This window comes from Candidatus Roseilinea sp. NK_OTU-006, from assembly GCF_012931985.1.
Taxonomy (GTDB): Bacteria; Chloroflexota; Anaerolineae; order J036; family Brachytrichaceae; genus JAAFGM01.
This window is the reverse complement of the sequence record NZ_JAAFGM010000030.1, coordinates 24,624-37,495: the sequence shown is the minus strand read 5'-3', so window position 1 is coordinate 37,495 and position 12,872 is coordinate 24,624. Positions and strand designations below refer to the sequence as shown.

General features: G+C 65.5%; 13 protein-coding genes. 11 read left to right on the top strand and 2 right to left on the bottom strand.

Going from position 1 to position 12,872, the window contains the following annotated elements; all coding sequences use genetic code 11:
* The 5 genes from GXH28_RS13100 to GXH28_RS13080 all read left to right on the top strand — a co-directional run.
* A partial coding sequence (locus GXH28_RS13100) for a transposase (RefSeq protein ID WP_169237924.1) occupies positions 1-206 on the top strand: 206 nt, incomplete at its 5' end.
* Between the two features lie 56 nt (positions 207-262).
* Positions 263-1,804 (top strand): hypothetical protein, encoded by a 1,542-nt coding sequence (locus tag GXH28_RS13095; protein ID WP_169239479.1) that lies wholly within the window; start codon positions 263-265, stop codon positions 1,802-1,804.
* Positions 1,805-1,812: 8 nt separating this feature from the next.
* On the top strand, positions 1,813-3,378 hold the full coding sequence (locus GXH28_RS13090) for a DUF6476 family protein (protein WP_169239478.1): 1,566 nt from the start codon (positions 1,813-1,815) through the stop codon (positions 3,376-3,378).
* A gap of 134 nt (positions 3,379-3,512) precedes the next feature.
* A complete protein-coding gene (locus tag GXH28_RS13085) occupies positions 3,513-3,722 on the top strand; it encodes a hypothetical protein (RefSeq protein WP_169239477.1) in 210 nt (69 codons plus the stop codon).
* Positions 3,723-3,760: 38 nt separating this feature from the next.
* Complete coding sequence (locus GXH28_RS13080) at positions 3,761-4,813, top strand: D-TA family PLP-dependent enzyme (RefSeq protein WP_320447963.1); 1,053 nt, start codon at positions 3,761-3,763, stop codon at positions 4,811-4,813.
* A 46-nt stretch (positions 4,814-4,859) separates the two neighbouring features.
* Here GXH28_RS13080 and GXH28_RS13075 read toward each other — a convergent pair whose 3' ends face one another.
* Positions 4,860-6,032 carry an aminotransferase class V-fold PLP-dependent enzyme gene (locus GXH28_RS13075; RefSeq protein ID WP_169239476.1) on the bottom strand — a complete coding sequence of 391 codons (1,173 nt, stop codon included), beginning with the start codon at positions 6,030-6,032 and terminating at the stop codon, positions 4,860-4,862.
* A 126-nt stretch (positions 6,033-6,158) separates the two neighbouring features.
* Between GXH28_RS13075 and GXH28_RS13070 the strand changes: the two genes are divergently transcribed.
* The 6 genes from GXH28_RS13070 to GXH28_RS13045 all read left to right on the top strand — a co-directional run bounded on the left by GXH28_RS13070 (position 6,159) and on the right by GXH28_RS13045 (position 12,104).
* Positions 6,159-6,779, top strand: coding sequence for a helix-turn-helix transcriptional regulator (locus GXH28_RS13070; RefSeq protein ID WP_169239475.1), 621 nt, complete (start codon positions 6,159-6,161; stop codon positions 6,777-6,779).
* A 17-nt stretch (positions 6,780-6,796) separates the two neighbouring features.
* Positions 6,797-7,960 carry an ABC transporter substrate-binding protein gene (locus GXH28_RS13065; RefSeq protein WP_169239474.1) on the top strand — a complete coding sequence of 388 codons (1,164 nt, stop codon included), beginning with the start codon at positions 6,797-6,799 and terminating at the stop codon, positions 7,958-7,960.
* Positions 7,957-8,982 carry a FecCD family ABC transporter permease gene (locus tag GXH28_RS13060; protein WP_255464578.1) on the top strand — a complete coding sequence of 342 codons (1,026 nt, stop codon included), beginning with the start codon at positions 7,957-7,959 and terminating at the stop codon, positions 8,980-8,982. Before GXH28_RS13065 ends, GXH28_RS13060 begins: the two co-directional genes overlap by 4 nt.
* On the top strand, positions 8,979-9,764 hold the full coding sequence (locus tag GXH28_RS13055; RefSeq protein ID WP_169239473.1) for an ABC transporter ATP-binding protein: 786 nt from the start codon (positions 8,979-8,981) through the stop codon (positions 9,762-9,764). The genes GXH28_RS13060 and GXH28_RS13055 overlap by 4 nt, the downstream gene beginning before the upstream one ends.
* Positions 9,761-10,300, top strand: a complete 540-nt coding sequence (locus GXH28_RS13050) for a nucleoside-triphosphatase (protein ID WP_169239472.1) — start codon at positions 9,761-9,763, stop codon at positions 10,298-10,300. Before GXH28_RS13055 ends, GXH28_RS13050 begins: the two co-directional genes overlap by 4 nt.
* Positions 10,301-10,409: 109 nt before the next feature.
* Positions 10,410-12,104 (top strand): GAF domain-containing protein, encoded by a 1,695-nt coding sequence (locus GXH28_RS13045; protein WP_169239471.1) that lies wholly within the window; start codon positions 10,410-10,412, stop codon positions 12,102-12,104.
* Here the strand turns inward: GXH28_RS13045 and GXH28_RS13040 are convergent.
* Complete coding sequence (locus GXH28_RS13040; protein ID WP_169239470.1) at positions 12,083-12,817, bottom strand: ABC transporter ATP-binding protein; 735 nt, start codon at positions 12,815-12,817, stop codon at positions 12,083-12,085. The genes GXH28_RS13045 and GXH28_RS13040 overlap by 22 nt on opposite strands.
* Between the last annotated feature and the right edge of the window lie 55 nt (positions 12,818-12,872).

The window sequence follows — 12,872 nt, the reverse complement described above, 5'->3', positions numbered from 1 at the left end:
CATGTGCCGGACAAGGAGAACGCCCAAAAAAACGCCAGCGCAAGCCGGGCCGACGCAAGTCGCGCCGCTGGGTGGTCGAAGTGACTCATTCATGGCTCAATCGCTTTCGTCGGTTGCTGATTCGCTGGGAGAAGAAGGCGAGCAATTATCTGTCCCTGCTGTTTTTCGCCTGCGCCATCATCTGTTGGCGCAAATGCGAGGTTTAGAGATAGGCTCTAAGCCGGCGCCATGCTGAATGCGCCTGAGGGGAGACGAGAGGGTCATGCGCCAAAAAGCCTTGAAAGAACGCAAGCCAAACCGGCTGGCCAGCTTGGCATGTTGCGCGGCGCTCGTACTCAGCGCATGCAGCAACCCTCTCAGACGAGAACCAACGCCCGAACTTGCCCTTTCCCCGACGCGCACGCCTGTCTCTCAGCGGGAGCAGATCGCGCGCGCGCAATCCACGCCCACCGCCGCGGACACAGCTACAAAGCAGCCCGCATCCACTGCCGCGACCCGCACGCGCTATGCCGCGTGCAGCGCGGTCAAGCCCAACATCGGTCGCATCGCGCCTAGCCCGACGAGCAGCGGCGGGCAAATCGTCTACCTCACCACCGACGGCAACATCATGGTGACCGACCCGACCGGCCGCAAAACCACCGCGATCACGTCCGACGCCTTCATTTCCGAGAACCGGCAGGCCGGGCGCATCTATCAATTCCCGGCCTTCTCAAGCGACAGCCGTTTCGTCGCCTTCGTCAGCCTGAGCACCTCCGAGGGCTTCAACGGCTTCACGAGCACCGTCCACGTCGCACCGGCCTCTGGCGGCGCGATGACCGACCTATACAGCACGTCCGAATGGAACATCCCCTATGTGGACTGGTCGCCGGACGGCAATCAGGTGGCCTTCCTCACCATCAGCCCGCGCGACGGCGCTATTCGCGTTGTGGGGCGCAGCGGCGGCAAGATTGCGATCTTCGACACCGGCTCGCCGACTTACTGGCACTGGCGCGCCGACTCAGCAGCGATGGTCACCCACCTGGGCGGACGGGCGACGACGCCGGGCCGCGCCAACGTCTCGATCATCGAAGCGAAAGGCTCGGTCAAAGGCAAACAAACCGTCATCGAAGCATTGCCCGGCGCGTTCCAATCCCCACACTGGTCGCCGGACGGCCGCCATGTGCTGTTCGTCGCTTACACGGACAATCAAGACGAGTTGGTACTGGCCGATGCGGGCGGTAAACCGATATGCACGCTCGCGCCCATCGAGGACAACGCCTATTTCGCCTGGTCGCCTGATGGCCGGCGCGTCGCCGTCCTAGATACGGCGCCTGCGCCGCAGGGCATCCCGATACCGGCCGCGTTGACGGTCTACGATCTCGCCGTTGGAAAGAGTGCAACCATCCACGACGAAGCCTCGATGTTCTTCTGGTCACCCACCGGCAACAAGCTGGCCGTTTACTCGATCGCGTTCAACACGACCCCCACGCCGCTGGGCGATGCTGGGGGCAAGCCCAGCGCGCCGTTGGCGCAGACGCGCTCACCGGCGCTGCGTATCGAGATCGTGGACGTCAACACCGGCGCCAAGATCAAAGTCGCCGATACCTACCCATCGCGCCAGTTCATCCAGTACTTCCCCTACTTCGATCAATACTCGCGCGCCGTCACGCCTTGGTCGCCCGATGGCCGCCGACTCGTCCTGGCCAGCATCTCGCCATCGCGCGAGACGGCGGACATTGCCGTGGCCACCCTGAACGCGGCCGGCAGCAGCACAGACCTGAAACGCATCGCCGCCGGCACAGTTGCATTCTGGTCGCCCAAATGATGAAACATATGAGCAAGAAAAGAGCGAGCAGCCCCTACTTCCTCGCAGCGACGGCAGCGTGCGCAGCTTTGGGATTGAGCGCGTGCAGCTTCGATGCGCCCACCCAGCCAAAGCTGCGCGTGGAACTGCCCCAGGAGTTTCGCCTGCCGCAGAACGATCTGGTCAAGGCCTTTGAGCGCCGCGTGGGACGCATCGCCGTCGTCGCCGAAGACGGCAACATCCTGGTCATGGATCAAACCGGCGGCAACATCGTGCGCATCACCCGCGACGGCAACCGGCTGACGCCGGGGAGCAACGAAGCCCTGTTCTACAGCTTGCCGGTGTGGTCGCCCGATGCCAAGCAGATCGCCATTGTAGAGTTGACCGCCCGACGCACGCCCGCGAACACCTTGATCGAACTCAACCCAGAGGCCGTGGTAATTCAGCGCGGGCCGAACAGCATCGTGGTCGAGCAAACGGAGGAAGGCTCGACGATGCAGCCGGCCGAGCCGGGCATGCACGTCGAGCGCCGACCGAAGCGCGTCATCATCCAGCGCAGCGCCGAAGGCGGCGAACTCATGTCCAGTGCCATATACCTGGCCTCGGCGGACGGCAAGCGCCCGTTGCGCGAGGTCTTCCTGTCCAAGACGCACGACATCCCCTATCTCGACTGGGCGCCTGACGGCTCACACATCGCCTTCCTGGCCCAGGACATCAAGGATCAAACCTACGAGGTCAACCTGATCTCCGCGCAGGAGGGTGCCCGCCCGCGTAGGCTGTTCGCCGGAAAGTCAGTCTTCTGGAATTGGAACGCTGATGGCAAAACGCTGATCGCCAAGGTCAGCGCGTCGAACGGCGCGCCGGACCGGCTGCACCTGGTAGACGTCGTCCGCAACCAGACGACGCGCATCACGAACAAAGACCGGCTGGCCTTCCAGTCGCCTCACTTCTCGCCCGACGGCGGATACATGCTCATCACCGAGTCTGCCGGCGCGGGACGAAACAAGTTGGTGCTGGCCGACCGGATGGGCAGGCCGCTGCGAACGCTAACCGAGTTCGAGGGGCGCATCAGCTTCGCGTGGTCGCCGGCCGGCGCACAGATCGCCTACGTCGTGCATACCGACGAGCGCGAGCCTGGCGGCCCGCTCACCGTGCTCGACGTGAACACCGGCGCCAAGAAAGTGATCAGCAACAAACCGGTCGTGGCTTTCTTCTGGTCGCCCGACGGCCAGCGCATCGCCAGCTTCAGCAGCGCCAGCGCCACCGACATCCCACAAGGCTTTAAGGGCTTCGACTTCACGCCGCCGCTGGACGTGCCGTACATGCTCCTGGAGACGATCAACCCCGAGGACGGCAACGCGCGCAGCCTGTTCTACTTCGCGCCAACGGCAGCCTTCCGACGGCTCGCCGCCGAGTTCGACCGCTATAGCCGGTCGGTCACCCTTTGGTCGCCGGACAGCCGCAAGCTGGTGTTCACCCTGACCTATGGCAACGCCAACGGCACGCGCGACTACGTACTGGAGACAGAAGCATCGGGCAGCATCAACCCGCGCGTGCTCGGCAACGGGTCGCTGGCCTTCTGGTCGCCCAGGTGAACCCCCGATGGGCGCTCACAAACTGGATAGATCGCCTCGGCCCCGCGCGGGAGCGGCGCCGTGCGACGGTCCGCGCGAGATGGCCGACCTCGCCCTCGCGCGGCACAAGCCATGCAGCGCTATCGCGCACACGTATGCAAGCGCGCGAAATTCGCCCTCGCCGTGATGAGCCGCACGCACGCGCGGCGACGCTCCTACCGGACGGCAACCTGCGCATCTGGCCGCTGCCGGAGCTGACCGCCCGCGACGATCCACACGCCACCTGGCAGGCGACGGCAATAGCCATGCTCCGGCCGGTAAAGCGCGTTCGGCCACCCTGCGAATGTCGAATTGTGCTCGGCTAGCGGATAATCCGCCTGGCCCCGCGCTCAGCGAGAGACGCATGATGAGAATCGAAGAACTCGATACCCCCGCGCTCGTGGTGGACCTCGACAAGCTCGAGGCCAACATCGCCAAGCTCCAGTCCTACCTTTCGTCGCACGGCATCGCCAACCGCCCGCACATCAAAACGCACAAGATTCCCGAGATCGCGCACATGCAAATCCGGGCCGGCGCAATCGGCATCACCTGCCAGAAGCTCGGCGAGGCCGAGGTGATGGCCGACGCCGGCATCCGCGACATCTTCATCCCCTACAACCTGCTGGGCGAGCAGAAGCTCGCGCGGCTGGCCAAGCTGATGCAGCGCGCCACGGTCAGCGTGACGGCCGACTCCGAAGTCGCCGCGCGCGGCCTGTCCGAGGCCGCCCGGATGGCCAACCGGCAGTTGACCGTGCTGGTCGAGTTCGACGCCGGCGCGCACCGCTGCGGCGTGCAATCGCCACAGGAGGCTGCCGCGCTGGCAACACGCATCGCCGGCCTGCCCGGGCTGACCTTCGGCGGGCTGATGTGCTATCCGAACACGCCACAACTCGACCCGTTCGTGCGCGAGACGCGCGCGCTGCTCGAAGCCGAAGGGCTGGGCGTCACCCGCGTGAGCGGCGGCGGCACGGCGTGCATGTGGCAGGCGCACACCCATCGCGAGCTGACCGAGCACCGCGCCGGCATGTATGTCTACGGCGACCGCGCCACCGTGCAGGCCGGGGCGATACGTCTGGAAGCGTGCGCGCTCACCGTCATCGCCACCGTGGTCAGCCGACCCACCGCCGACCGCGGCATCCTCGATTGCGGCAGCAAGACGCTCTCGTCCGACCTGCTCGGCCTGCAAGGGCACGGCCTGATCCTGGAGTATCCCGAGGCGGTCATCTGCGGCCTGTCGGAGGAGCACGGCCACGTGGACTTTTCGGCCTGCCCGAAACAGCCGGCGATCGGCGAGCGGGTGACCGTGCTGCCCAACCACTGCTGCCCGGTCAGCAACCTGTTCGACCACGTCGTCGGCATCCGCAACGGCAACGTCGAGCTGACCTGGCGCGTGGCTGCGCGGGGCGCGGTGCAGTGAAACGCCATGAACGCCGAACGCACTCGGGGCGCGTTCGGCGTTCACATCACGCGCTGCATTCGGGCACGTGCGCGAACAGCGCCTGCGCCAAGTTCTCCAGTTCGGCTTCGGTGGTGTAAGCCTGCACCGACAGCCGCGCCAGCTTGAAGCGATGCCACTGGATCAGCGGCATCTCGATGCGGTAGCGCTCGTGCAGAATCGCGCGCAGCGCGTCGAGGTTCACGCGATCCGGCAGCCGGATGGCGGCCATTTGGCTGAACCAGTCGAACGACTCAGGACAGATCGGCTCGACGTCGAAGTACGCCTCGATTCGTCGGCGCGTCCGGCAGACCCACTCGTGACAGCGAGCGCGCACGGCCGACCAGTCGTGCCGGCGCATGAAGTCAATCGCCGCCGGCACGGCCAGGAACGCGGCCAGGTCGCGCGTGCCGAATTGCTCCACGTAGTCCTGCATCGGCTTATCGGAGACGGCATCCGGCTGCCAGCCGTGGCCGACGATGAGCGGCTCGATCAGATGCTGCACGTCGCGCCGGGCGTAGAGAAAGGCGCTGCCCTTCGGCCCCATCATCCACTTGTGGCAGTTGCCGGCGTAGAAGTCGGCGCCGATCTGGTCGAGGAATAGCTCCCGCTGGCCAGGCACGTGCGCGCCGTCCACCACCGAGAGGATGCCGGCTTCGCGCGCGCGGCGGCAAATCTCCTGCACCGGGAAGGTGAGCGCGGTGGGCGAAGTGATATGGCTGAGGTACACCACGCGGGTGCGCGGCGTGACGCCCTGCCAGAACGCCTCCACCCACGCTTCCGGCGTGGTCACCGGCAGCGGCATGTGCCGACGGATGTAGCGCGCACCGGTCTTGTTGCATACAAACGCCCAAGCGTTGTTGCACGCGCCGTACTCATGGTCGGTCGTCAGAATGTGATCGCCCTCGCGCAGCCAAGAGCGCAGCGAATGGGCGACGACGTTGACGCCCATCGTGGCATTGGTGACGAAGGCGAGCTGATCAGGCGTCGTGTGCAGGTAGTCTGCCAGCGCAGCGCGGGCAGCATCCATGTTCTCCAGCCAGCGCTGCACGTAGCCGCCCGGGTGACGCTCGAACTCGCGCTGCCAGCGCTGGTACTCCGCGAAGACCGGGCGCGGGCAGGCGCCGAACGAGCCGTGGTTGAGCAGCACAATGTCGCGGCGGAGCAGGAAGAGGCGGGATAGGTCGGTTGTGGCGGTCATGGCGCGTGTGAAATGGTGCGCATTCGCTGGGGCTGAGTGTACTGCATCGCCCGCCGGGCAACGCCTCGCCCGCTCCAAACCCTAGACGCCTCAAGCAATTGCGGTATAGTTCCGAATACTCATTAAGTGAGTATTCGGACGCCGATGCGATGCCCACCCAAACGCTCCCCCTTCGCCGAGCCGGTTGTGCTGGGCCTGCTGGCCGAAGCGCCGGCGCATGGCTACGCGCTGTTCGCGCGCATCCGCGATGACCTGACCGGCGTGTGGCAGGTCGGCATGAATCGGCTGTACGCCCTGCTCGATGCGATGGAGCGCGACGGCCTGATCAACGGTCGCGCGGAACAAGCCGGCAACCGGCCGGAGCGGCGCGTCTTCCGCATCACGGCCAAGGGGCGCCGCCGCTTCGAGGCCTGGCTGCACGCGCCGAGCCGGAGCATGCAAGACATGCGCGTCGAGTTCCCGCCCAAGCTGTACTTCGCCCTGCGCCGCGGCCCGCAGGACGTGGCCGCGCTGGTGCAGGTGCAGCGCATCGCCTGCCGGGACGAGCTGGAGCGCCTTATCGCGCGCTTGCGCAACGCTCCGCCCGATGGCGGCTATCACGCGCTGGTTTACGACTTCCGCATCCGGCAGGTGCGCGCCATCCTGGACTGGCTGGATGCGTGCGAGGCGAGATGCGTCGCGCCTACAGCGTCGCATCTGACACCGCTGGTGAAACTGAACCGACCGAGTAAGGAGAAGACAACATGAAGATGACAAGTCGAATTTTGACAACTCTGTCTATCGCCGGGTTGCTCGTGGCGGCATGTGCTGCGCCGCCGGTTACCACCGCTCCAACCGTCGCTCCGCCGCCCGCACCGGCTGCCACGCCCACGGCGGGAGCGCCACAACCTGCCGAATCACCCACCGCCGCACCGACTGAAACGCCGGCAGCCGCCGACATGGCCATCACCCTGACCGACGCCCTGGGGCGCGAGGTCACGCTGCCCACCCCACCCCAGCGCATCGTCCTGACCGGCCGCGGCTTGTTCATGATCGCCGACGCGATCTACACCTTCCCCGAAGCCGGACAGCGCATCGTCGGCATGGGCCAGACCGCGCAGGGCAGCGGCAACTTCATCAAGCTGATTGATCCTGGCTACGCGGACAAGGCGACACTAGAGCGCGACGCCGGCGCCGAGCAAGTCGCGGCGTTGCAGCCCGATCTCGTCATCGTCAAGAGCACCGCTGCCGAGGCCACCGGCAAGCCCATCGAAGCGTTGGGCATCCCGGTGGTGTACGTAGACTTCGAGACGCCGGCGCAGTACTACCGCGATCTGGTCATCTTGGGCAAAGTGTTCGGCGATGAGGCGCGCGCGCAAGAGGTGATTGACTTCTATCAGGCCAAAGTGGCAGAGATCAAGAAGGCCGTAGCGGGCGCCGACAAGCCACGCGTGCTGCTGCTGTATTACAACGACCGCGATGGCGCCGTGAGCTTCAACGTGCCGCCGCTGAACTGGATCCAGACCGAGATGGTGCAAATCGCCGGCGGCGAGCCGGTGTGGGCCAGCATCGAGTTAGGCCGGGGCTGGACGCAGGTGACGCTGGAGCAGATCGCCGCCTGGGACCCCGACCAGGTCTTCGTCGTGTCCTACTTTAAGAACCCCTCGGAGGTGGTTGCCGACCTGAAAGCCGACGCCAACTGGCAGGCGCTGCGCGCCGCCAAAGCGGGCCGGCTCTACGCCTTCCCGGCCGATCTCTATAGCTGGGATCAACCCGATACCCGCTGGATCTTGGGCCTGATGTGGTTGGCTGGGCGGATACACCCCGACCGCTTCTCCGGCCTCGACATCGAGGCCGAAGCGCGAGCGTTCTACCAGGTGCTCTACGGTCTGGACGAGGATTTCTTCGCGTCGAAGATCAAGCCCACTTTCAAAGGAGATTTGCCCTGAGCGAACTCACGCTACGCGCCGTCATCGCGCGCAATGCCCGCCGCCGGCGCCTGATTGGCCTTCTGGCGGCCGGGCTGATTGCGCTGCTTGCGCTTTCCATCCTGCTGGGCCGCTATCCCGCGCCGGGGTTGATGGCTTGGTCGCGCCTGCAAGAGGATGAGCTGGCCGCGCGGCTCGTCTTGAATTTGCGCATTCCGCGCCTGCTGGCCGCGCTTTTGCTGGGGATGACGCTTTCGGCAGCCGGAATGGTCTTCCAGTTGCTATTCAGCAACCCGCTGGTCGAGCCGGGCTTTCTGGCCGTCTCACCCGGCGCGGCATTTGGCGCGGCATTCGCCATCGTCCTCCTCGGCGGCGGCGCCCTCATGACGCAAGCCAGCGCCGCCGCGTTCGCGCTGGCCGGTCTGGGGTTCTCGTATTTGATAGCGCGCCGCTTGCGTTTCGGCGGATGGGTGCTGCGGCTTGTGCTGGCCGGCATCGCCGTCTCGGCGCTGTTTTCGGCCGGCGTCGGTCTGCTCAAATACATCGCCGATCCCCTCACGCAGTTGCCGGAAATCACCTTCTGGTTGCTGGGCAGCCTGGCGAGCATCACTTGGCCCAAGCTGCTCAGCGTGCTGCCGGCAGTCGTGCTCGGCCTAGGCATCGTCCTGCTCTTCCGCTGGCGCCTGAACGTGCTCTCGCTCAACGAGGAGACGGCGTTCTCCCTGGGCGCAGCGCCCAATCGCGAAAGGCTGGTGTTGATCGTGGCAGCAGTGGCGCCGACGGCAGCGCTGATCTCGATCAGCGGCATGGTGAGTTGGGTCGGCTTGATTGTGCCGCACATCACCCGTCGCCTGTTCGATGCCGACACGCGCTTCGGCCTGCCGGCGACGATGCTGATCGGCGGCATCTTCACCGTGCTCTGCGATAACGCGGCCCGCGTGTTGCTGGCCGGCGAAATCCCACTCGGCATCCTCACGTCGCTGCTCGGAGCGCTGATCTTCCTAGGGCTGATGACAGCGCAGCAGTTCCGCTCACGACCATGACGCAAGACCCACACGCATTGTTGGCATTCCGAGACGTGACCTTCGGCTACTCCCCCAACCGTCCACCGGTGTTGGCGCGCGTGAACTTCAGCCTGCGCGCGGGGCGCGTGTTGGCCATCGTCGGACCGAACGGTGCCGGCAAAACCACGTTGCTGGCCTTAGCGCTGGGCTGGCTGAGACCCTGGCAGGGCGATGTGCTGCTGGCCGGCCGCGCCCTTCGCGACTATCGGCGCGCCGAGCGCGGGCGCTGGCTTGCGCTCGTACCGCAAAGCGAGCATACCCCCTTCGACTACACCGCGCTCGAATACGTGCTGATGGGCCGCGCGCCGCACCTGCCGCCGTTGGGCCTGCCCGGCCCGGCGGATTACGAGATCGCGATGGACGCGCTGGCGCGCGCCGGCATCGCCGCGCTCGCCCATCGGCCCGTTCCACAGCTCAGCGGCGGCGAACGCCAGCTCATGTTGCTGGCGCGCGCCATCGCCCAACAACCGCGCCTGATGCTGTTGGATGAGCCAACCGCGCACCTCGACCTGCACAACAAGGCGCGCCTGATCCAAATCATGCGCCACCTGCGCGCACAAGGCATGACACTGGTGATGACCAATCACGAGCCGGACGTGGTGCTGGCCGTCGCCGATGACGTGCTGCTCATGGAGGCCGGCCGCCCGCCAGTCTTCGGCCTGCTAGACGAGGTATTCACCGAGGACACGCTCAGCCGCGTCTATCGTCTGCCGATCCGCCTGGTGGAAGCGAACGGGCGCAAACAAGTAGTCTGGACATGACCTACCACTTGGGACACGCATTGCCTCTTTATGCGCTTACGGGCCCGCGCGGCGCCGGCAAGACGACCTTCTGCCGCAGACTGATTGACCTGGCGCGCATGGCCGGGCGGGATGTCGCCGGGGTGATCTCTCCCGCGGTCGTCGAGCAGGGCGCGCGCATGGGGTTTGATGTAGAAGCCATCCGCACCGCGGAGCGGCGCATCTTCGGGCGCGCTGCCCCCGCCGCCGGATTGGAGATCGCGCTGGGGCGCTGGTTCTTCAGCCCGGCGACGCTGGCCTGGGGCAACCACATCCTGTCAACGAGCTGTCCCTGCGATGCGCTCATCGTGGATGAGATTGGCCCGCTGGAGCTGCTGCGCGGCGAAGGTTGGACTGCAGCGTTGGATATCCTGCGCGCCGGCGACTATCGCATCGCACTGGTCGTCGTCCGCCCTGAGTTGCTCGACGCCGCTCATGCGACGCTGCCCATCGCCCGGTGCTTCGACGTGCAAAGCGATCACGACAAAAATCAGCTCCTGGCGCTATTCACCGGGTAACATCGCGGGGGCGTCGCTCTTGAAGATCATGTCGGCAGCGTGTGTCTCCGGGCGCGACCGAGCTTCGCGCGGTGTGCGTCATGGTGAAAGACTGCCTTAGAATCGGGCCATGCCTGTGGTGAAGGAAGCGAAACCCCAAACCCGAGCGGCATCGAACCACGCTGCGGCCCTGCGCGCCGAACTGCAGCGCAAAAAGAAAGAGCTCACCGCCATCCGCGAAATCCTGCTCTCGATCAACGCTTCGTCCGACCTACGCTCCATCCTGAACGGCATCGCGCAGACGACGACGCGCGTGATGGGCGTGGACTCGACTTCGATATATTTGCTGGATCGGTCATCGCAGCGGCTGATCTTAAAAGCGACGACCGGCCTGTTCCCCGAGGCCGTGGACCATGGCTATCTCCGCATGGGCGAAGGGTTGACCGGCTGGGCCGCGCAGCACCGCCAGTGGGTCGCCGTGCGCGATGCGCAGCGCGATCCGCGCTTTCACGAAGTGCCCAACACGCGCGAGCGGTTGTTCAAATCGCTGATGGCCGTGCCGTTGATCAGCCAGGATCGCGTCGTCGGCGCGATGAACGTGCAGACGCGCCGACGGCACACCTGGACGGCCGGCGAGATCGAGTTCGTTTCGCTCATCGGCGAAGTCGTCGCCGGCATCCTGGAGCGCGCCATTTTGCAAGAGGAGAGCGAACGCAAAGTGCGCGAGATGCAAGCCGTCGCCGAAGTCAGTCGCGCCGCCATCTCCCCGTTGTATCTGGACGAGACGCTGCGCGTGGTGGCCGAGATGGGCGCACGCGCGGTGAACGCGCGACATTGCTCGGTCCTGTTGCTCGACGAGACGGTGCGCGCTTTCATGCCGCGGGCGATTTACGACCGCAAGCCGAATGTGCCGCCGGAACCGTCCTGGTCGCTGGACGACCTGCCGCTCCTGAACCTCGAACGATTTAGCGGACCGGTGTTGGTGAACGAGGCGTGTGGCAAGTTGCAACCGTCGCACGCTGCCTGGGCGGCTCAGGCGCAACTCAACGGCCTGCTGTGCGTGCCGATGCAAGTGCGCGACCGCACCATTGGCTTGCTGAATATGTGGACGGAGTCAGCCGGCGAATTCGCCGAGGCGCAGGTTGAGCTGTGCATCACGCTGGCCAACCAAATCGCGCTGGCCATCGAAAACGCCCATCTGATCGGCAACGCCGCCATCGTCAAAGAGATGAATCACCGCGTGAAGAACAACCTGCAGAACGTGGTGATGCTGCTCCAGATGCAACTACACGACGCCAGCGACAAGCTTACCCCCAAGGAAGTGCTGCACGAAAGCATCAATCGCATTATGAGCATCGCTGCTGTGCACGACGCGCTGGCGCAGGAGGGCTTCCGGCTGGTGGACGTGAAGGATGTGATCACGCGCGTGGTGGGCTTGACGCAGGCGAACATGACGCGCCCCGATCTTCAACTGACCATTCACGTGATTGGCGACTCGCTGCGCATGAGTTCGCGCGCCGCCACGGCGCTGGCGCTCTGCGTGAACGAGCTGGTGCAGAACGCCATGGAACACGCCTTCGTCAGTCGAGGCCAGGGCGAGATCACCATCAGCCTGATTGATTGCGGCGGCACGCTCGAAGTGGAGGTGCGTGACAACGGACTGGGCACGGCAGCCGGCAGGACGGAGGCGCCGAGCCTCGGGCTGAACATCGTCAACATGTTGGTGCGGGAAGACTTGCGCGGCGACTTCACCCTGCAGCGCACTGCCCATGGCACGACGGCCCGCATCAGAGCGCCGTTCAGCTACACCGACACCGCCGGTTGATGCGGCGCCAGGTGGTCTTCGACCAATTTGCCATCGCGCAGGCGAAACACCCGGTCGGCCACACCCACCACCTCCTCGCTATGAGTGACCATGACCAGATTCTTGCCAGCTTGCCGCGTCAGTGTGTCCAGGAGATCCAGCACCAATTGGCCGGTGTCGTAGTCCAGATTGCCGGTCGGCTCATCGGCCAGCACCACCAGCGGATCGTTGATCAAGGCGCGGGCAATGGCCACGCGCTGCTGTTCGCCGCCGCTCAGCCGGTCGGGAAAGGCCCCGATGCGGTGCGCAAGGCCCACCTGATCCAGCAACGCTTCGGCGCGTCGGCGGGCCTCCGGAGAAGGTCGGCCGTTCAGCTCCAGCGGCAGCATCACGTTCTCGAGCACGCTCAACGTGGGGATGAGGTTAAACGCCTGGAAGACGAAGCCGATGTGGCGACGCCGGAAGCGCGTGCGTTCCGCGTCGCTCATGCGGGTAATGGCCTGGCCGTTAATCCACACGTCGCCGGAGGTCGGCGCGTCAATGCCCCCAATCAGGTTGAGCAGCGTGCTCTTGCCGCTGCCGCTCTTACCCAAGAGCACGATGAACTCGCCACACCCAAACGCGATGCTGACGTCATTCAACACGACGCGCCGCGCGCCGCCTTCTTCGTACGCCTTCGTCACGCGATCGAGCTTGATGACGCCGACGCAGTTGTCGGTTGTCTGATCAGCCATGGAAGGGCATGATAGCGGCTGAAATTGAGCGTTGGGTGAGTTCGAGGCGCAGCCC

Excerpts from the sequence above, each read along its gene's own strand:
- GXH28_RS13095 (WP_169239479.1), top strand. The coding sequence starts at position 263 with ATGCGCCAAAAAGCCTTGAAAGAACGCAAGCCAAACCGGCTGGCCAGC.
- GXH28_RS13090 (WP_169239478.1), top strand. The coding sequence starts at position 1,813 with ATGAGCAAGAAAAGAGCGAGCAGCCCCTACTTCCTCGCAGCGACGGCA.
- GXH28_RS13085 (WP_169239477.1), top strand. The coding sequence starts at position 3,513 with ATGCAAGCGCGCGAAATTCGCCCTCGCCGTGATGAGCCGCACGCACGC.
- GXH28_RS13080 (WP_320447963.1), top strand. The coding sequence starts at position 3,761 with ATGATGAGAATCGAAGAACTCGATACCCCCGCGCTCGTGGTGGACCTC.
- GXH28_RS13075 (WP_169239476.1), bottom strand. The coding sequence starts at position 6,032 with ATGACCGCCACAACCGACCTATCCCGCCTCTTCCTGCTCCGCCGCGAC.
- GXH28_RS13055 (WP_169239473.1), top strand. The coding sequence starts at position 8,979 with ATGACGCAAGACCCACACGCATTGTTGGCATTCCGAGACGTGACCTTC.
- GXH28_RS13050 (WP_169239472.1), top strand. The coding sequence starts at position 9,761 with ATGACCTACCACTTGGGACACGCATTGCCTCTTTATGCGCTTACGGGC.
- GXH28_RS13045 (WP_169239471.1), top strand. The coding sequence starts at position 10,410 with ATGCCTGTGGTGAAGGAAGCGAAACCCCAAACCCGAGCGGCATCGAAC.
- GXH28_RS13040 (WP_169239470.1), bottom strand. The coding sequence starts at position 12,817 with ATGGCTGATCAGACAACCGACAACTGCGTCGGCGTCATCAAGCTCGAT.